General features: G+C 51.5%; 14 protein-coding genes. 7 read left to right on the top strand and 7 right to left on the bottom strand.

Annotated features, from left to right (window positions below; all coding sequences use genetic code 11):
* Positions 1-169: 169 nt before the first annotated feature.
* The 4 genes from purM to ppx all read left to right on the top strand — a co-directional run bounded on the left by purM (position 170) and on the right by ppx (position 5672).
* The gene (gene purM / locus OGX94_RS12310) at positions 170-1207 is read left to right on the top strand and encodes a phosphoribosylformylglycinamidine cyclo-ligase (protein ID WP_003835116.1); all 1038 of its coding nucleotides are present in this window, start codon (positions 170-172) and stop codon (positions 1205-1207) included.
* A complete protein-coding gene (gene purN, locus OGX94_RS12305) occupies positions 1204-1845 on the top strand; it encodes a phosphoribosylglycinamide formyltransferase (RefSeq protein WP_003835118.1) in 642 nt (213 codons plus the stop codon). The genes purM and purN overlap by 4 nt, the downstream gene beginning before the upstream one ends.
* Before the next feature lie 214 nt (positions 1846-2059).
* Positions 2060-4126 (top strand): polyphosphate kinase 1, encoded by a 2067-nt coding sequence (ppk1, locus tag OGX94_RS12300; RefSeq protein ID WP_032944192.1) that lies wholly within the window; start codon positions 2060-2062, stop codon positions 4124-4126.
* Positions 4127-4130: 4 nt separating this feature from the next.
* On the top strand, positions 4131-5672 hold the full coding sequence (ppx, locus tag OGX94_RS12295) for an exopolyphosphatase (RefSeq protein WP_286569327.1): 1542 nt from the start codon (positions 4131-4133) through the stop codon (positions 5670-5672).
* Here ppx and OGX94_RS12290 read toward each other — a convergent pair.
* Complete coding sequence (locus OGX94_RS12290) at positions 5652-7922, bottom strand: bifunctional diguanylate cyclase/phosphodiesterase (RefSeq protein WP_003835123.1); 2271 nt, start codon at positions 7920-7922, stop codon at positions 5652-5654. The genes ppx and OGX94_RS12290 overlap by 21 nt on opposite strands.
* 350 nt (positions 7923-8272) lie before the next feature.
* Between OGX94_RS12290 and OGX94_RS12285 the strand changes: the two genes are divergently transcribed.
* Together OGX94_RS12285 and mscS are read left to right on the top strand one after the other, a co-directional pair.
* Positions 8273-8476: a YfgG family protein gene (locus tag OGX94_RS12285; RefSeq protein WP_071692595.1), complete on the top strand. Its 204-nt coding sequence runs from the start codon at positions 8273-8275 to the stop codon at positions 8474-8476.
* A 358-nt stretch (positions 8477-8834) separates the two neighbouring features.
* A complete protein-coding gene (mscS, locus tag OGX94_RS12280) occupies positions 8835-9713 on the top strand; it encodes a small-conductance mechanosensitive channel MscS (RefSeq protein ID WP_257661761.1) in 879 nt (292 codons plus the stop codon).
* A gap of 134 nt (positions 9714-9847) precedes the next feature.
* Here the strand turns inward: mscS and guaA are convergent, their stop codons facing one another.
* Together guaA and guaB are read right to left on the bottom strand one after the other, a co-directional pair.
* Positions 9848-11425, bottom strand: coding sequence for a glutamine-hydrolyzing GMP synthase (gene guaA / locus OGX94_RS12275; protein ID WP_003835152.1), 1578 nt, complete (start codon positions 11423-11425; stop codon positions 9848-9850).
* Between the two features lie 63 nt (positions 11426-11488).
* A complete protein-coding gene (guaB, locus tag OGX94_RS12270; protein WP_003037756.1) occupies positions 11489-12955 on the bottom strand; it encodes an IMP dehydrogenase in 1467 nt (488 codons plus the stop codon).
* 160 nt (positions 12956-13115) lie between these two features.
* Here guaB and xseA point away from each other — a divergent pair, with 160 nt between their 5' ends.
* Positions 13116-14489: an exodeoxyribonuclease VII large subunit gene (gene xseA / locus OGX94_RS12265; protein WP_286569325.1), complete on the top strand. Its 1374-nt coding sequence runs from the start codon at positions 13116-13118 to the stop codon at positions 14487-14489.
* On the opposite strand, the gene OGX94_RS12260 is transcribed toward xseA, so the two are convergent.
* The 4 genes from OGX94_RS12260 to der all read right to left on the bottom strand — a co-directional run bounded on the left by OGX94_RS12260 (position 14486) and on the right by der (position 19214).
* Complete coding sequence (locus OGX94_RS12260; protein WP_003835160.1) at positions 14486-14701, bottom strand: zinc ribbon domain-containing protein; 216 nt, start codon at positions 14699-14701, stop codon at positions 14486-14488. The two genes, xseA and OGX94_RS12260, sit on opposite strands and share 4 nt — an antisense overlap.
* Before the next feature lie 52 nt (positions 14702-14753).
* Entirely contained in the window at positions 14754-15836 is a 1083-nt protein-coding gene (locus OGX94_RS12255) for a Gfo/Idh/MocA family oxidoreductase (protein WP_063941706.1), read from the bottom strand.
* 63 nt (positions 15837-15899) lie between these two features.
* Complete coding sequence (locus tag OGX94_RS12250) at positions 15900-17441, bottom strand: peptide MFS transporter (RefSeq protein ID WP_003835166.1); 1542 nt, start codon at positions 17439-17441, stop codon at positions 15900-15902.
* Positions 17442-17741: 300 nt separating this feature from the next.
* Positions 17742-19214: a ribosome biogenesis GTPase Der gene (der, locus tag OGX94_RS12245; protein WP_063941707.1), complete on the bottom strand. Its 1473-nt coding sequence runs from the start codon at positions 19212-19214 to the stop codon at positions 17742-17744.
* Between the last annotated feature and the right edge of the window lie 23 nt (positions 19215-19237).

Genomic DNA, 19237 nt, shown 5'->3' with positions numbered 1-19237 from the left:
GGTTTCATTTTCGTGGCGCAGCTCAAACAAATAGATAAATGATTGTAAAATGCTGAAAAAACCAGCAGATAAAACTTGATGCAGAGCAGGCTCGCAAACGTTTGCTTTCCCTGTTAGAATTGCGCCGAATTTAACTTTTACTGCAAGTAAACATGTGGGGAAGCAGGCAGTGACCGATAAAACCTCTCTTAGCTACAAAGATGCCGGTGTTGATATTGATGCAGGTAATGCTCTGGTTGATCGAATCAAAGGCGTAGTAAAGAAAACGCGTCGTCCGGAAGTTATGGGTGGTCTGGGTGGCTTCGGTGCGCTGTGCGCATTGCCGCAAAAATATCGTGAACCGGTACTGGTTTCCGGCACTGATGGCGTTGGTACAAAACTGCGTCTGGCGATGGATCTGAAACGCCACGACACTATCGGCATTGACCTCGTCGCAATGTGCGTCAACGACCTCGTGGTTCAGGGCGCTGAGCCGCTGTTCTTCCTCGACTACTATGCGACCGGCAAACTGGATGTGGACACCGCAGCCAGCGTCATTAACGGGATTGCCGAAGGCTGCCTGCAGTCTGGCTGCGCGCTGGTCGGTGGGGAAACAGCTGAAATGCCGGGGATGTACCACGGCGAAGATTACGACGTGGCAGGTTTCTGCGTTGGCGTCGTCGAAAAATCAGAGATTATCGACGGTTCAAAAGTGGCTGACGGTGACGTACTGATTGCGCTCGGCTCCAGCGGCCCGCACTCCAACGGTTACTCTCTGGTGCGTAAAATTGTAGAAGTCAGCGGTTGTGACCCAGAAACCACCGAGCTTGAAGGCAAGCCGCTGGCCGATCACTTACTGGCCCCTACCCGCATTTACGTGAAATCCATTCTGGAACTGATCGAGAAGGTTGATGTGCACGCCATTGCCCACCTGACCGGCGGCGGCTTCTGGGAAAATATTCCGCGCGTTCTGCCGGACAACACGCAGGCAGTGATCGACGAATCTTCATGGCAGTGGCCAGCCGTCTTCAACTGGCTGCAAACGGCGGGTAACGTCAGCCAGCATGAGATGTATCGCACCTTTAACTGCGGTGTAGGTATGGTTATCGTCCTGCCAGCTCCGGAAGTGGACAAAGCCCTTGCTTTGCTCAATGAGAAAGGTGAAAACGCCTGGAAAATCGGTATCATCAAAGCATCTGATTCCGAACAGCGTGTGGTCATTGAATGAAAAACATTGTGGTGCTCATTTCCGGCAACGGAAGCAATTTGCAGGCGATAATCGACGCCTGCGAACAGAAAAAAATCAATGGCACCATACGTGCAGTATTCAGTAACAAGGCCGATGCGTTCGGCCTTGAACGCGCACGCGAAGCGAATATTCCGGCGCACTCGCTGGAAGCCGCCCAGTTTGCCAGTCGCGAAGCATTCGACCGCCAACTGATTCAAGAGATTGACGCCTATGCACCCGATGTCGTGGTGCTGGCCGGTTATATGCGCATCCTCAGCCCGGCGTTTGTCGCTCACTATGCTGAACGATTGCTGAATATCCACCCGTCTTTATTGCCGAAATATCCCGGCCTGCACACGCACCGTCAGGTTCTGGAAAACGGCGATGAAGAACATGGCACCTCCGTCCACTTCGTCACCGATGAACTGGACGGCGGACCGGTTATTCTCCAGGCCAAGGTTCCGGTATTTGAAGGCGACAGCGAAGATGATGTCACGGCACGAGTCCAGGCTCAGGAGCATACCATTTACCCACTGGTGGTAAGCTGGTTTACCGATGGTCGCCTGAAGATGCGTGATAACGCTGCATGGCTGGACGGCGTTCGTCTGCCGCCACAAGGCTACGCCGCCGACGAATAATAAAATTCAACCTGTAAGCCGGATCTCACCATCCGGTCTACAGGCATAACTACCTTTTCCGGTTAATACTACCGGTATTCATCTACGCTCCCCCTTTCTCTTTGCTATCAGACGGTTTATTGTCATATTTTTCTGGCACAGTTGGACATCTGAGAGCAATGCTCGCCATAATAAATCGGTAGTGTCCCGTGAATGAAACGGAGTAAAAGTGGTAATGGGTCAGGAAAAGCTATACATCGAGAAAGAACTCAGCTGGTTAGCGTTCAACGAACGTGTACTCCAGGAAGCTGCTGATAAGTCAAACCCGTTGATCGAACGGATGCGTTTCTTAGGCATCTATTCCAATAATCTCGACGAGTTTTATAAGGTTCGTTTTGCCGAACTGAAGCGCCGAATCATTATTAGCGAAGAACAGGGTTCAAACTCTCACTCCCGCCATTTGTTAGGCAAAATCCAGGCCCGCGTATTAAAAGCCGATCAGGAATTTGACGGCCTGTACAACGAGTTGCTGTTGGAAATGGCGCGCAATCAGATTTTCTTAATCAACGAACGCCAGTTGTCGGTCAATCAGCAAAGCTGGTTGCGTCATTACTTCAAGCAATATCTTCGCCAGCACATCACGCCGATCCTGATTAACCGCGAGACGGATTTAGTCCAGTTTTTAAAAGATGACTACACCTATCTGGCGGTAGAAATTATCCGTGGTGATACGATACGCTACGCGCTGCTGGAAATCCCTTCCGACAAGGTTCCCCGTTTTGTGAATCTGCCGCCGGAAACCCCGCGCCGTCGCAAACCGATGATCCTGCTGGACAACATCTTACGTTACTGCCTTGACGACATTTTCAAAGGGTTCTTTGACTACGACGCACTGAACGCCTATTCGATGAAAATGACCCGTGACGCCGAATACGATTTGGTGCATGAGATGGAATCGAGCCTGATGGAGCTGATGTCATCCAGCCTGAAACAGCGTCTGACCGCAGAACCTGTACGTTTTGTCTATCAGCGAGACATGCCCAATGCGCTGGTCGAAGTACTGCGTGAAAAACTGACAATTTCTCGCTACGACTCGATTGTTCCCGGCGGGCGTTATCATAACTTCAAAGACTTTATTAACTTCCCTAACGTTGGCAAAGCTAACCTGGTGAACAAACCGCTGCCGCGTCTGCGCCATATCTGGTTCGACAACGAGAAGTTTCGTAACGGCTTTGACGCCGTTCGTGAACGCGACGTGCTGCTGTATTACCCCTATCACACCTTTGAGCACGTTCTTGAACTGCTGCGCCAGGCCTCTTTCGACCCGAGCGTGCTGGCTATAAAGATCAACATCTACCGTGTGGCAAAAGATTCACGCATTATTGATTCAATGATCCATGCCGCGCACAACGGTAAGAAAGTCACCGTGGTGGTGGAATTGCAGGCCCGCTTCGATGAAGAAGCCAACATCCATTGGGCCAAGCGTCTAACCGAAGCAGGCGTTCACGTCATCTTCTCCGCGCCAGGCCTGAAAATTCACGCCAAACTGTTCCTTATCTCGCGTAAAGAAGGTGATGAAGTCGTGCGCTATGCGCATATCGGGACGGGGAACTTCAACGAAAAAACGGCACGCCTGTATACCGACTACTCATTGCTGACCGCAGATTCGCGCATTACCAACGAAGTGCGTCGGGTGTTTAACTTCATCGAGAATCCGTATCGCCCGGTGACGTTCGATTATCTGCTGGTTTCCCCGCAGAACTCACGCCGTCTGCTGTACGCAATGATCGACAAAGAAATCGCCAACGCGCAGCAAGGACTGCCTTCCGGCATTACGCTAAAACTGAATAACCTGGTCGATAAAGGTCTGGTTGACCGCCTCTATGCGGCCTCAAGTTCAGGCGTGCCGGTCAATTTGTTGATTCGCGGAATGTGCTCGCTCATCCCGAATCTGGAAGGTATCAGCGACAATATTCGCGTTATCAGCATCGTTGATCGCTATCTTGAACATGACCGGGTCTATATCTTCGAGAACGGGGGTGACAAGCAGGTGTATCTCTCCTCCGCTGACTGGATGACAAGAAACATCGACTATCGTATCGAAGTTGCCACACCGCTTCTTGACCCGCGCCTTAAGCAACGCGTGCTGGATATTATCGATATCCTGTTCAGCGACACGGTGAAAGCCCGCTTTATTGATAAAGAACTGAGTAATCGCTACGTACCGCGCGGAAACCGCCGTAAGGTTCAGTCACAATTGGCGATTTACGATTACATCAAATCACTCGAGCAACCTGACTAAAGATATGCCAATACACGACAAGACTCCACGACCGCAGGAATTTGCTGCGGTCGACCTTGGTTCAAACAGTTTCCATATGGTCATTGCCCGTGTGGTCGATGGCGCAATGCAAATTATTGGGCGACTGAAACAACGCGTACATCTGGCGGATGGCCTCGGCGAAGATAACAAGCTGAGCGAAGAGGCCATGGAGCGCGGGCTAAGCTGTTTATCACTGTTCGCCGAACGTTTGCAGGGGTTTCCTCCATCAAGCGTATGCATCGTGGGAACCCATACTTTGCGTCAGGCACTGAATGCGACTGATTTTCTCAAGCGAGCGGAAAAAGTCATCCCCTACCCAATTGAGATTATTTCCGGCAACGAAGAAGCCCGATTGATCTTTATGGGCGTGGAACACACCCAGCCGGAAAAAGGTCGCAAGCTGGTTATCGATATCGGCGGCGGCTCAACCGAATTAGTGATCGGCGAGGATTTCGAGCCTAAACTGGTCGAAAGCCGCCGCATGGGCTGCGTCAGTTTTGCTCAGATGTATTTCCCAGGCGGCGCTATCAGCCGTGAAAACTTCCAGCGTGCCCGCATGGCGGCTGCGCAAAAGCTCGAAACCTTAACCTGGCAGTTTCGCATTCAGGGCTGGAACGTTGCGCTGGGCGCATCGGGCACCATTAAAGCAGCCCATGAAGTGCTGCTGGAGATGGGTGAAAAAGACGGTTTTATCACCCCCGAACGTCTGGACAAGCTGACATCTGAAGTGCTGAAGCACGCGTCATTTGATGCGCTCAGCTTGCCGGGGTTGTCAGAAGAAAGAAAAGCAGTGTTTGTACCCGGACTCGCGATTCTGTGCGGCGTTTTTGACGCGTTAGCTATTCGCGAACTTCGCCTTTCTGATGGTGCGTTACGTGAAGGCGTGCTGTACGAGATGGAAGGCCGTTTTCGCCACCAGGACGTTCGTAGCCGTACCGCCAGCAGCCTGGCAAACCAGTACAACATTGACAGCGAACAGGCCCGGCGCGTACTGGAAACGACGATGCAAATGTACGACCAGTGGCATACGCAGCAGCCAAAGCTGGCCAATCCCCAACTGGAAGCGTTACTGCGTTGGGCAGCAATGCTGCATGAGGTTGGGCTGAACATCAACCACAGCGGTCTGCATCGCCACTCTGCGTATATCTTACAAAACAGCGATCTACCTGGTTTCAATCAGGAACAACAGCTGATGATGGCAACATTAGTTCGTTATCATCGCAAAGCGATTAAGCTCGACGACTTGCCCCGCTTTACGCTGTTTAAGAAGAAACAGTTTCTGCCGTTAATTCAGCTGCTGCGCCTGGGCGTGCTATTGAATAATCAGCGTCAGGCGACCACCACGCCGCCGACTTTGACCCTGATAACCGACGACAGCCACTGGACCTTACGCTTCCCGCATGACTGGTTTAGCCAAAATGCGCTGGTGCTGCTCGATCTGGAGAAAGAGCAGCAATACTGGGAAGCCGTAACAGGCTGGCGACTCAAAATTGAAGAAGAGAGCTCACCCAATATCGCCGCATAAGATCTCAGCAGGTGTCAGTTCATCTGGCACCTGCTTTTCCAGAGTTTCATTCAACGGCAGTGGCTTACCAATCAGATACCCCTGCATGTAATCAATCCCCAGCGAAATCACCGCACTGCGTATTTCCTCGCTTTCGACGTACTCCGCAACCACCAGCATTCTTTTCATCCGCGCCAGATGGCAAATAGAGGCCACGATTTGGTAGTCGAGGCTGTTCGAAACAATATTGCGAATAAAGCTACCGTCAATTTTCAGGATATCGGCATTCACATTTTTCAGCCGCGCATAGCTGGCATATCCAGTACCAAAATCATCAATCGCAATCTGACAGCCCAGTGATTGCAGCTGCAGCAACGTTGCCTGTGCCTGTTCCGCATTGGTCAAGGCATTGCTTTCCGTCACTTCAAAGATAAGTTGCCATGCTTCAACCTTGTACTTATTCAGTAACTGATTGATGTCATTAGGAAGTCGCGCGCGACATACTGAGGTGGGTGATAAGTTGATAGCAAACCGGTGGGCGGGCATTTTTTCCCGATTCTGCGCCATAAATTTCAGCGTATTTTCAATCACCCACAGATCGATACGGGAGGACAAACCAAACTCATGGGCTACCGGCAAGAAGCTATCAGGGGCAATAGTTTCACCGTCATCCCCCTCAAGCCGCAGCAGGATTTCGTGATAAACGTCTCCACGCACACCAAAAATCGGCTGCGCCTTCAGGAAAAAGCGATTGTTCTCCAGCGCCTGCTGAATACGGTTCATCATCGCAACTTTATCTTTCAGGTCACGTTGCAGGTGCATCACACCACGCCGCTGCAAATTCTCTGGTGAATTGGTTGCCAGCGATAATTCGGCAATGGTACTTAACTCTCCCAGCAACAAATAGATATGGTTAACAGGAGAACGGACATAGCAAAAGCTGATCCCAACCTGCGGTTGCAAAGGCATACCGTCCCAGACAAAACGAAACTGCTTGATATGCCTGTCCAGTGCTTCAATGCGTTCCTGGTGTAGCTCAGTGTTAAAACGCAGGATTAGATCATTACCCGATAATTGATAGACATGCTCATCCTGTTCAAGCAACGGTGTTATCCACTGAGCCAGTTTTTGCTTGTACTGGATACGCAGCATAATGCCGTAATTTTTCACCAGCAGCTCCATGCCCGGAACCCCCAAAAAGCAAAGCACTGACCATGGCGAGTTTTTCAAATCCCGGTTCAAAGCGCGCAAATTCGGAATATGCACCATAGGGTCAAAGAAGGCCAGGCGATGGTTGCGCCGGGTAACAAAACGTTGACGCGTTGCCAGGACAGCAATGAAATTCACGATGAAGGAAAAAACCAGATAACTTGATGAGGTAATGGCAAGCTGCGTATCGTAACCCGAATACCATGGCATATAGCGCTGATAATAATGAATTGCGGTAATAAGTACGACCGCCCATATCAACGAAATAAATTTATAACCGTAACGCATTGCCCCCCACAGCATGACGGGAAGTAACAGTGACAATGTATAATTCGTGCTGAATATTGAGCTTTGTTCATTGAGTGGCATACACAACATTGCCATTAACACAGTCAATATAATCAACCAGACCGCAAACTCTGTTTTAGTCACTTTGGTATCAAACTGCTGCTTTAACTGAGAAAAATAGCCTCTCAGATGCAAGGGGTTGCGAATTGTTCGAATGATGAAATAACACAGCGGCACACCTACAAGATTCCCTGCGAGTATGGACTGATAGTTGATCAATGTGCCTGTATTGAAGGGCATAACGCCCACCATGCCAGATTTGCTTTCATAAACACCCACAAATGCGGCAAACTGAAAGAGTATCAGAAACAGCGTAGCCGGGCAGAAGACTTGCCAGAACATACGCTGAAACAACAGATGAGAGTCGCCGTGGGAAACGTTGTTTCGTCGGGGAGAAAATACTTTATATCCTCCCCAGCTAAGCACGATTGTAACTATAAAGTGCGAAATTATTGAAAGTGTTTCAAATAACCCGACCTGCGGATATTTGTACCAGATAATGGAAATGATAATACCTGGCAATGCCGCCCAGCCAAAAAAAAGCATCAGGCTAATCATCAGCGCTAACGGCAGGTAGAAAAGAATTACTGTCCCCGTACTAATATGGGCATAGGTAGTGGCAGTGCTCAATATAGGCAACAACAAAGAAGGTAAGATGAGAGGTAATGCCCACCATCTATCTCTAATACCAATATAATTTTTATTGAGTTTCATAGATGCTCAGTAGAATCCCGCACATCCTGTAGGGGGTATTCAGACAGGCATCCCACCTGACTTTAAAACGATAAAGTAAAATACATCACAATGATTCATCGATTTTAGTTGTCAGCAAAGTGTGATGCTTGATACATATCAAAAAACATGCCCCTCATTCATCAATTATTACTCTTTTCATTATTTTTTATCGTTAATACATTATTCATGCAAATAATAATATTAATTTCCATAACATAAGAAGATAAAACAACTGAAGCAATTTTACATAAGGAAGAATTGACCATTTCCTCTCAGTGTGCCTTAATGTGAGTATCGCCCTCAGTTGGGTACACTACAAGGAACCTTTTGTGAGCCAGGTTACCAGCCTACGCAAACGACACCGATTTAACAGTCGCATGATCCGGATCGTACTGCTTATCAGCTTTCTCTTCTTCTTCGGACGCTTCGTCTACTCCGCCATTGGTGCGTGGCATCACCACCAGGACAAAAAAGAATCTCAGCAGACTACTCAGCCGCAACAGACATCTTCTGCACAAATCGACGTACATTGATCGCTCGCGCCTGTGATACCCCCAGCATTAAGATTCCTTACCGGATGGCTAATCGCCTGACATTTAACCATCCGGTAAGGGATTTGAGTGATGAAACTTTACCCCCCCTCTCTCGCTTAATTATCAGATAATCGGCCGTATTTTTCGCACAAATGCACAATCTTTTCATCCCACTTCGCCGCACCATTCGCGCTGATTTTTACGTTCCGGTTTAGCGGACATAAAAAGACAAAAAGTGCTCAAATAAACGCTAATTAATATCACCAGCAAATATCACTGACGCAAGCATTTATATTTCGCATGAAAATTAAATAGTTATTTGAATTGTTATCATTTTTAAATACTACAGGGTAATGCCATGAGTGGTTTTTTATTATTTCCAAAGATAAGAAGCGGTCTTGAGTGGGTCGCCGGGCACAGTGATGCGGTCATTCAATTCGGCTGGAATATCGTTGCCGCCGTGATCTTATTGTTTGTCGGTAAATTTATCGCTCGCCTGCTCTCTCGTGGGCTGGAAAAGTTACTGCTTAAACGTAAAGTCGACAGAACCATCATTCAGTTCTTCACCGCGCTGGTACGTTACATCACCCTCGCTTTTTTCGTCGTCGCTGCGTTGGGTCGCCTCGGCATTGAAACATCCTCCATTATTGCCGTCATCGGCGCCGCCGGACTGGCTATTGGTCTCGCGCTACAAGGATCGCTTTCCAACTTTGCCGCTGGCGTGCTGTTGGTTTCCCTGCGGCCTTTTCGCGCAGGGGAAGTAGTGCAGATTGGTGCTGTCACCGGAACAGTAGAAAAGGTGCACATCTTCTCCACCACCCTGCTCACCGCGGACAGCAAAGAAGTGGTGATTCCAAACGGTAAGATCATCGCTGACAACATCATTAACTATTCCCGTCATCCTTTTCGCCGTATCGATCTGGTGATTGGCGTGGGTTATCAGAGTCGGATTGCAGAGGTTAAGCAAGTTATTAATCACATTATCGAGCAGGACAGCCGTATCGATAAGCAACGTGGGGTAACCGTTCGCCTGGGCGAACTGGGCGCTTCAGCGTTGAATTTTTACGTGCGCGTATGGGTGCCCAACATCGAGTACTGGAACACCTATTACGATCTGCTGGAAAACATTAAAGAGGCGCTGGACGCCAACCATATTGACCTGCCCTATCCACAGATGGATGTGCGTATTCAGAATGTCGCACCTCAGCAGCAGCCTCAGCTGCAACTGGTCGATTAGCGTACTATCCGACAGAACATACGCCAGAAGTATTTACTGAAGTATTTGCTGAAATGCGTGCAATAAAAAAACCCTCTGTAAACAGAGGGTTTTTTACATATTACCGGTTCAAAAACCGCTAACGGAAAGGGATATTATTCCCACTCAATCGTAGCTGGCGGCTTACCGCTGATGTCATACACCACGCGGGAAATACCGTTCACTTCGTTGATAATGCGGTTAGAGACGCGGCCTAAGAAGTCATACGGCAGGTGCGCCCAGTGCGCGGTCATAAAGTCGATGGTTTCTACCGCACGCAGGGAAACAACCCAGTCGTACTTGCGGCCATCGCCCATCACACCAACGGAACGAACCGGCAGGAACACGGTGAACGCCTGGCTTACCTTGTTGTACAGGTCAGCTTTGTGCAGCTCTTCAATGAAGATAGCATCCGCGCGACGCAGCAGGTCGCAGTACTCTTTCTTCACTTCGCCAAGCACACGTACGCCCAGACCCGGTCCAGGGAACGGGTGACGGTACAGCATGTCGTACGGCAGGCCCAGCTCCAGACCAATCTTACGCACTTCGTCTTTGAACAGCTCGCGCAGCGGCTCAACCAGACCCATCTTCATCTCTTTCGGCAAACCGCCCACGTTGTGGTGAGATTTGATAACGTGCGCTTTACCCGTGGCAGATGCCGCGGATTCGATCACGTCCGGGTAGATGGTGCCCTGCGCCAGCCACTTAACGTCTTCCAGCTTCAGCGCTTCTTCATCGAATACTTCCACGAATACGCGGCCGATGATTTTACGTTTAGCTTCTGGGTCGTTCTCGCCTTTCAGCGCGTCCAGGAAACGCTGCTCGCCTTCCACGTGAATGATGTTCAGGCCAAAGTGGTCGCCGAACATATCCATCACCTGCTGAGCTTCGTTGAGACGCAGCAGACCGTTGTCAACGAACACGCAGGTCAGGTTTTTGCCGATAGCACGGTGCAGCAGCATCGCGGTGACGGAGGAGTCAACGCCGCCGGACAGGCCGAGGATAACTTTATCATTGCCAACCTGCTCACGAATGCGGGCAACGGCGTCATCGATAATTTTTGCCGGCGTCCACAGCGCTTCACACTGGCAGATGTCGCGCACAAAACGCTCCAGCATGCGCATACCCTGACGGGTGTGGGTAACTTCCGGGTGGAACTGCACGCCGTAGAAGCGTTTTTCTTCGTGCGCCATGATAGCGAACGGGCAGCTGTCGGTGCTGGCAACGGTCACGAAACCTTCCGGAATGGCGGTCACTTTGTCGCCGTGGCTCATCCACACGTCCAGCAACGGTTTGCCGTCTGCGGTCAGGGAGTCTTCAATACCGCGGACAAGCGCGCTGTCGGTCTGAACTTCAACCTGCGCATAGCCGAATTCACGTTCGTTAGAACCTTCAACATGACCACCGAGCTGCATTGCCATGGTCTGCATGCCGTAGCACACGCCGAACACCGGCACGCCCGCATTGAAAACGTATTCCGGTGCACGCGGGCTGTTTTCTTCGGTGGTACTTTCCGGACCACCGGAAAGAATGATACCGCTTGGGTTGAATTCGCGAATTTGTGCTTCCGTAACATCCCATGCCCACAGTTCACAGTAGACGCCCAGTTCACGTACGCGACGTGCAACCAGTTGAGTGTACTGCGAGCCGAAATCGAGGATGAGAATGCGATGTTTATGAATATTGTCTGTCATTGACGCTAATTCCGAGGCAAGTGAAACAAATTCGCCCGGCATATAGCCGGGCGCGGAAACTTATCAGGAGCCCATGCGGTAGTTAGGGGACTCTTTGGTGATGGTCACATCGTGAACGTGACTTTCCTGAATACCCGCACCGCTGATGCGTACAAACTCTGCTTTCGTTCGCAGCGCGTCGATAGTACCACAGCCGGTCAGACCCATACAGGAGCGCAGGCCGCCCATCTGCTGGTGAATGATCTCTTTCAGGCGACCTTTATAGGCAACGCGACCTTCGATACCTTCCGGGACCAGTTTGTCAGCGGCGTTATCGCTCTGGAAGTAACGGTCAGAAGACCCTTTGGACATCGCGCCCAGAGAACCCATACCGCGGTAAGATTTGTAAGAACGGCCCTGGTACAGTTCGATTTCGCCCGGGGATTCTTCAGTACCCGCCAGCATGGAGCCAACCATCACTGCGGCAGCACCAGCAGCAATCGCTTTAGCGATGTCGCCGGAGAAACGAATACCGCCGTCGGCGATAACCGGAATACCGGTGCCTTCCAGCGCTTCAACGGCATCAGAAACGGCAGTGATCTGCGGAACACCGACGCCGGTCACGATACGGGTGGTACAGATGGAGCCAGGGCCGATACCCACTTTAACAGCGCTGCAGCCGGCTTCAGCCAGTGCGCGGGCACCTGCGCCCGTAGCAACGTTACCGCCGATGATCTGCAGGTCAGGATATTTAGCGCGAGTTTCACGGATACGCTGCAGAACGCCTTCAGAGTGGCCGTGAGAGGAGTCAATCAGCAGAACGTCTACGCCAGCGGCAACCAGCGCGTCAACACGCTCTTCGTTACCTGCGCCAGCACCTACCGCTGCACCAACGCGCAGACGACCATGCTCGTCTTTACAGGCGTTAGGTTTACGTTCTGCTTTCTGGAAATCTTTTACGGTGATCATGCCGAGCAGGTGGAAGCTGTCATCAACAACCAGCGCTTTCTCAACGCGTTTTTCGTGCATTTTAGCAAAGACGACATCGCGCGCTTCGCCTTCACGAACGGTCACCAGACGCTCTTTTGGCGTCATATATACGCTAACCGGCTGGTTCAGGTCTGTCACAAAACGCACATCACGGCCGGTGATGATGCCGACCAGTTCGTTATCTTCAGTCACTACCGGGTAGCCAGCAAAGCCGTTACGCTCGGTCAGTTCTTTCACTTCGCGCAGAGTAGTGGTTGGCAGTACGGTCTGAGGGTCAGTTACCACGCCAGATTCGTGTTTCTTCACGCGGCGAACTTCTTCAGCCTGGCGCTCGATGGACATGTTTTTGTGGATAAAACCGATGCCGCCTTCCTGGGCCAGGGCAATTGCCAGGCGCGCTTCCGTCACGGTGTCCATTGCTGCGGAGAGCATAGGAATGTTCAGGCGAATGGTTTTCGTCAACTGGGTGCTGAGGTCAGCAGTATTCGGCAGAACGGTAGAATGAGCGGGAACGAGGAGGACGTCGTCAAACGTCAGGGCTTCTTTTGCGATACGTAGCATGGGCAATATCTCACCTGGGAGGTTATTAAATATTGCCGCGGCATTATACAGAGCGTAACCGATTGCATCCACACTTTTTTGCAAAAAAACCTTGCGCTCCTCTGTGAGCATGTTACTTTCGACTGAATAACTTGCTGATTTAGAATTTGATCCCGCTCACATGTTATCCTCTCAGACCACCTCAATTTTTACCGTAAGCCGCCTAAATCAGACGGTTCGTTTGCTGCTTGAGCAGGAAATGGGACAAGTTTGGATCAGCGGTGAAATCTCGAATTTCACTCAGCCGTCCTCCGGTCACTGGTATTTCACGCTCAAAGATGACACCGCCCAGGTACGCTGCGCGATGTTTCGCAACAGCAATCGGCGGGTAACGTTCCGCCCACAGCACGGTCAGCAGGTCCTGGTACGCGCCAACATTACGTTGTACGAACCGCGTGGCGACTACCAGATAATTGTTGAGAGCATGCAGCCAGCTGGTGAAGGCTTGTTGCAGCAAAAATATGAGCAACTCAAAGCCAAACTGCAGGCTGAGGGGCTATTCGATCAGCAGTTCAAAAAATCACTACCCTCTCCGGCTCACTGCGTTGGGGTCATTACCTCGAAAACCGGGGCTGCGCTGCACGACATTCTCCACGTGCTGAAGCGTCGTGACCCATCCCTGCCCGTTATTATCTACCCGACCGCGGTCCAGGGCGACGATGCGCCAGGACAGATCGTTCGCGCCATTGAGGTGGCGAACGCGCGGAGCGAGTGCGATGTGCTTATCGTTGGGCGCGGCGGCGGTTCTCTGGAAGATTTGTGGAGTTTTAACGACGAACGCGTAGCGCGGGCAATCTTTGCAAGCCGCATCCCGGTGGTAAGCGCCGTCGGCCACGAAACAGATGTCACTATTGCTGATTTTATTGCAGATTTACGGGCGCCTACGCCATCAGCAGCGGCGGAAATTGTCAGCCGCAATCAACTGGAACTGCTGCGTCAAATTCAGCATGGCCAGCAGCGTCTGGAAATGGCGATGGACTATTACATCACCAACCGTACTCGTCGCTTTACCCAGCTTCATCACCGTTTGCAACAGCAACATCCGCAACTGCGTCTGGCCCGTCAGCAGACCGTGCTGGAGCGACTGCGCCAGCGGATGAATTTCGCTCTTGAGAATAAAATTAAGCAGGCCAATCAGCGCCAACAGCGCGTAAATCAACGCCTGAGCCAGCAAAACCCACAGTCGCGCATTTATCGGGCGCAAACCCGTATTCAGCAACTGGAGTACCGTCTGGCAGAGAATATCCGCGCGCGTTTAAGCGCACAGCGAGAACGCTTCGGTAATGTGGTGACGCATCTTGAAGCGGTGAGTCCTCTCTCGACGCTCGCTCGCGGCTATAGCGTCACTACCGCGACCAACGGCAGAGTGCTGAAGCAGACCAAACAGGTAAAAACTGGGGATGTGCTCACTACCCGCCTGTCAGACGGCTGGGTAGAGAGCGAAGTGAAAGGCGTAACGACGGCAAAGAAAACGCGGAAGAAAAAGTCAGATTAAACCGGCACAAATTCCACACGTTTCTTCGAAATCAGACCATGGCCATTCTGACAGAAGTAATCCACCGCTCCGCAGGCTTTTAACACCTGGAGCGGCTGATGGCACTCCGGACAGCGCGCTTCTAACGGAATATCTTTTTTACAGTTTTCACAGTGTGCCACACCGTTTTGTGGTTCCAGTTCTGCGTGACAATCCGGGCAGGTCATCGACATGGTGACTCCTTTAAATAGCGTTCAATTCTGCGCTAATTTTACCATGATACGCCTAGTGTGAACCACGCAACTGTTGCTGTAGGATCAGTAATCGTTCGACCTCCTCCAGCCTGCGCTGCGTCGTGCGACTCACCTCCTGCGGGCTGCGCTCAAACAGACTTTGCGCCCCCAGAATATGTTCCGCCAGACAATGGGCATAAATCGTACCTGGCAGACACCAGCGTTGCACAACATCACCGTCAATCAATTCGAGCACATCGTCGGCACCCCGTCGGTCGTAGCTGATGATACGCCCATCACGCAGATAAAGGCGCAGACCTTTTTGTCCGCCAGCGGGCCCCGCGTATTTATTCAGCCAGATATCCAGCGGTACACCGCTAATCAGCCCTTGCAGATGCGCCTCTCCTTCAGGCGTGGTCAGGTCACCCTGGATGATGTTATGTCCAAGACGGTCTTTAGCGCTCTTCACCTGCAGGGTCATGCTGTCATTACCACCCAGGTAACGCACCGTTTCACGCAGCATGGCCAGTACGTGTGCGCCAATGTCCAGAATCACACCGTCCGGGTGGCGAAGCTCACGCGTATCTGGCTCACCAGTGGCAAAGTTGAGCGCGATCGGCTCTCCTGTAGCGTTAAATCCGCTCGGCTCCTGCAAAAAACCGTCGATTTTAACAACGTCTGAAAAGTGAGAGACAAGTGCCTGTTGTGGGTTATCGCCCTGCCACTGCGTACCGAGTTTTCCCAATGCCAGCTCCATTGCGCCATTGCGCGCCATCCAGTGGTCGAGCGCCAGCACACGGTCGGCAGCGTCGGGTTGCTCCAGCAGCGTTTTCAGTTTTTCAATTTGGGAAAGCGTGGCAACAATCGGTTTTTCAACCACGATTCGTGCGATGGGAGCGGCCAGCGCCTGTTCAAGCACATCGAGATGATGCAGGGATGCGGTGGTGATAAACAGGGTATCAAGCGGTGTTGCAAGAAGTTCAGCGAGCGATGCACAGCGTGTCACACCAGCGGGCTGTTTTGCAGGTTGCACGTCAAATCCCACACAGCACAGGGAATCACCGTAAAGTTTACGCAATGCGGGCAAGTATGCCGTTTCAACGACTGCGCCAAGCCCAACAAACCCTAACAGCATGTTCTCACCTCGTAAATGAATTGGCCGGGACATCACGTCTGCCCCGGCACAATCGAGGTGTTATCAGGCGCTAGTAGCCGGTTTAGTTTGCGTATTCTCCAGCATGCGACGGATCGGCACAATGAGGACGATCAGTACCGCGGCGCAGATAAGCAATGCAATCGAGCAGCGAGCGAAGAGATCCGGCAGCATATCCAGTTGGTCGGCCTTCACATGACCACCAATCAGACCTGCGGCCAGGTTACCCAGCGCGCTGGCGCAGAACCACAGGCCCATCATCTGCCCGCGCATTCTTTCCGGGGCCAGCAGCGTCATGGTCGCCAGACCGATCGGGCTCAGGCACAGCTCACCAAGTGTCAGCATCAGGATACTACCCACCAGCCAGAATGGGGAAACACCTGCACCACCGTTACTGAGAACGTTTTGCGCTGCCAGCATCATCAGACCAAAGCCTGCAGCGGCACAGAGAATACCGATAACGAACTTGGTGATGCTGCTCGGACGAATGTTCATGCTCGCCAGTTTCGGCCACGCCCAGCTGAATACTGGTGCCAGCAGAATGATAAACAGCGCGTTTATCGACTGGAACCAGACCGCCGGGATTTCAAAATCGCCGATCATACGGTTAGTGTAGTCGTTAGCGAACAGGTTGAACGAGGTTGGCTTCTGCTCAAACGCAGACCAGAAGAACGCGGCGGAAACCAGCAGGATAAAGCAGACCAGCAGTCTGGCGCGCTCTTTGCGATTCAGACCAGCAAAGACAAACAGGTAGATAAAATAGAGCGCGACAGAGGCGGCAATCACATACACCAGCATACTGGCAACCGCGACCGGATTTATCACAATCACGCCCTGCGCAATCAGCGTAACGATAACGGCTACGCCGACGGCCAGCGCCAGCAGCCACGCGCCCACACCGTTACGTTTCACTACCGGGCTGTTCCAGGTTGAGTCCAGACCCACTTCGCTGTCATAACGTTTCATCGATGGAACGGCAAACACGCGGAAGATGATCAACGCCACCAGCATCCCGATACCACCGATGCCAAAGCCCCAGTGCCAACCGTGGGATTTAATCAGCCAGCCGGAGATCAGCGGCGCGATAAACGACCCCATATTGATGCCCATATAGAACAGCGAGAAACCGCCGTCGCGACGCGCATCGCCTTTTTTATACAGCGTGCCAACCATCACTGAGATACAGGTCTTAAACAGACCGGAACCGAGCACGATAAACATCAGGCCGATAAAGAACAGGTTGTTCCCCATAATGGCCGAGAGCGCGATCGACAAGTGACCGAGCGCAATCAAAATGGAACCGTACCACACCGCTTTCTGTTGGCCGAGCCAGTTATCCGCCAGCCAGCCACCAGGCAGCGCGGCGAGATACATCGTACCGGCAAAGATACCCACAATCGCCGAGGCATTTTCACGCGCCAGCCCCATGCCGCCGTCATAAACGGTAGCAGCCATAAACAGGATCAGTAACGGGCGAATGCCGTAAAACGAAAAACGCTCCCACATCTCTGTGAAGAATAGCGAGCCGAGCGGATAAGGATGACCGAAGAAAGTTCGGCTTTCTTTTTGATTAACAGAGGATTGCATAATTCTCCCGAAAGTTATGTCGTCGTGCCTGTAAACACCGCGATGTACGCCAGCCAGTTACGTATCTGACCGATTTTTTACATGCGGAGAAAAGTTATTTAACCATTTGATAACCTAAGGCTAGTTTTGTCTAGTACCAGCCCCCGGACTTTAAGATGAAAACTCGACAAATGTCTACTTTCTTAGATTTAAACTTGGCAAAAAACGAATAGTGATTGACATCGCACGGGCTGAGGTTGGCGTTGGAATAACGAAAAAAAACCCGCGACAAGCGCGGGTTTTCATCTGCATCAGCAACGATTACTTGCTTTTTTTGATGTGCTTAATCAAGCGCTTACGCTTACGCATCTGAGTCGGCGTCAATGTATTACGTTTGTTCGCAAACGGGTTCTCCCCTTCTTTGAACTGAATACGGATCGGCGTCCCCATCACGTCCAAAGACTTGCGGAAATAGTTCATCAGATAGCGCTTGTAGGAATCCGGCAGGTCTTTGACCTGGTTGCCGTGAATCACCACGATTGGCGGGTTATAACCACCAGCGTGGGCATATTTCAGCTTCACACGACGACCACGCACCAGCGGCGGCTGATGATCTTCTACTGCCATGGTCATGATGCGCGTCAGCATCGCGGTGCTCACGCGACGTGTAGAGCTATCGTATGCTTCACGGACCGATTCAAACAGATTACCCACGCCGCTACCGTGCAGTGCAGAGATAAAGTGTACGCGCGCAAAATCAATAAAGCCCAGACGGAAGTCCAGCGTCTCTTTGACCTGCTCTTTTACTTCCTGCGTCAGGCCATCCCACTTGTTCACAACGATAACAAGTGAGCGCCCACTATTGAGAATAAAGCCCAGCAGCGACAGGTCCTGATCGGAAATCCCTTCACGCGCGTCAATCACCAGCATCACCACGTTGGCATCTTCAATTGCCTGCAGCGTTTTGATTACTGAGAATTTTTCTACCGCTTCGGTAATTTTGCCGCGCTTACGTACGCCCGCGGTATCGATGAGCACATATTCGCGTTCATCGCGCTGCATCGGAATATAAATACTGTCACGCGTGGTTCCCGGCATGTCGTAAACCACTACGCGGTCTTCGCCGAGAATACGGTTAGTAAGCGTGGACTTACCTACGTTCGGACGGCCGACGATTGCCAGTTTAATCGGCAAATCCTGCGGGTTGAAATCGTCTTCAGGCTCTTCTTCGCCGTTTTCTTTAGCTTCAAGCTGCGCCCAGTATTCTGCGTCTTCATCCACGTCTTCCTGAGGAGCAACGTCATCCATCCACGGCAGCAGAACATGCTCCAGCAGGCTGAGAACGCCACGACCATGGGACGCCGCGATAGGATAAATTTCACCCAGACCCAATGAGTAGAAATCAACAACCGCCTGGTCAGGATCGAGTCCGTCAGTTTTGTTGGCGACCAGGAACGTCGGTTTCTGGCGCGAACGCAGATGTTTAGCAATAGCTTCATCCGCTGGCATCAGGCCAGCACGCGCATCCACCATGAACAGCACAACGTCTGCTTCTTCGATAGCCAACAGCGACTGTTCCGCCATACGGGTTTCAACACCGTCTTCGGTGCCATCAATACCGCCGGTATCAATACAGATAAACTCACGGCCTTCAATTTCCGCACGACCGTACTTACGGTCACGAGTCAGACCCGGGAAATCCGCAACCAGCGCATCTCGGGTGCGAGTTAGACGGTTAAATAACGTGGATTTGCCAACGTTAGGGCGCCCGACAAGCGCGACCACAGGTACCATGTTTAAAGCCTCATTTAAAAAAT

The organism is Citrobacter sp. Cpo037, assembly GCF_030332945.1.
GTDB lineage: Bacteria > Pseudomonadota > Gammaproteobacteria > Enterobacterales > Enterobacteriaceae > Citrobacter > Citrobacter portucalensis.
The sequence above is the reverse complement of the archived record's forward strand: the minus strand, read 5'-3'. Positions and strand labels throughout refer to the sequence as shown.

Coding starts and splice junctions, on each gene's coding strand:
- xseA (WP_286569325.1), top strand. CDS start 13,116: ATGTTATCCTCTCAGACCACCTCAATTTTTACCGTAAGCCGCCTAAAT.
- guaA (WP_003835152.1), bottom strand. CDS start 11,425: ATGACAGACAATATTCATAAACATCGCATTCTCATCCTCGATTTCGGC.
- OGX94_RS12250 (WP_003835166.1), bottom strand. CDS start 17,441: ATGCAATCCTCTGTTAATCAAAAAGAAAGCCGAACTTTCTTCGGTCAT.
- ppx (WP_286569327.1), top strand. CDS start 4,131: ATGCCAATACACGACAAGACTCCACGACCGCAGGAATTTGCTGCGGTC.
- OGX94_RS12255 (WP_063941706.1), bottom strand. CDS start 15,836: ATGCTGTTAGGGTTTGTTGGGCTTGGCGCAGTCGTTGAAACGGCATAC.
- guaB (WP_003037756.1), bottom strand. CDS start 12,955: ATGCTACGTATCGCAAAAGAAGCCCTGACGTTTGACGACGTCCTCCTC.
- mscS (WP_257661761.1), top strand. CDS start 8,835: ATGAGTGGTTTTTTATTATTTCCAAAGATAAGAAGCGGTCTTGAGTGG.
- der (WP_063941707.1), bottom strand. CDS start 19,214: ATGGTACCTGTGGTCGCGCTTGTCGGGCGCCCTAACGTTGGCAAATCC.
- ppk1 (WP_032944192.1), top strand. CDS start 2,060: ATGGGTCAGGAAAAGCTATACATCGAGAAAGAACTCAGCTGGTTAGCG.
- OGX94_RS12290 (WP_003835123.1), bottom strand. CDS start 7,922: ATGAAACTCAATAAAAATTATATTGGTATTAGAGATAGATGGTGGGCA.
- OGX94_RS12260 (WP_003835160.1), bottom strand. CDS start 14,701: ATGTCGATGACCTGCCCGGATTGTCACGCAGAACTGGAACCACAAAAC.
- purN (WP_003835118.1), top strand. CDS start 1,204: ATGAAAAACATTGTGGTGCTCATTTCCGGCAACGGAAGCAATTTGCAG.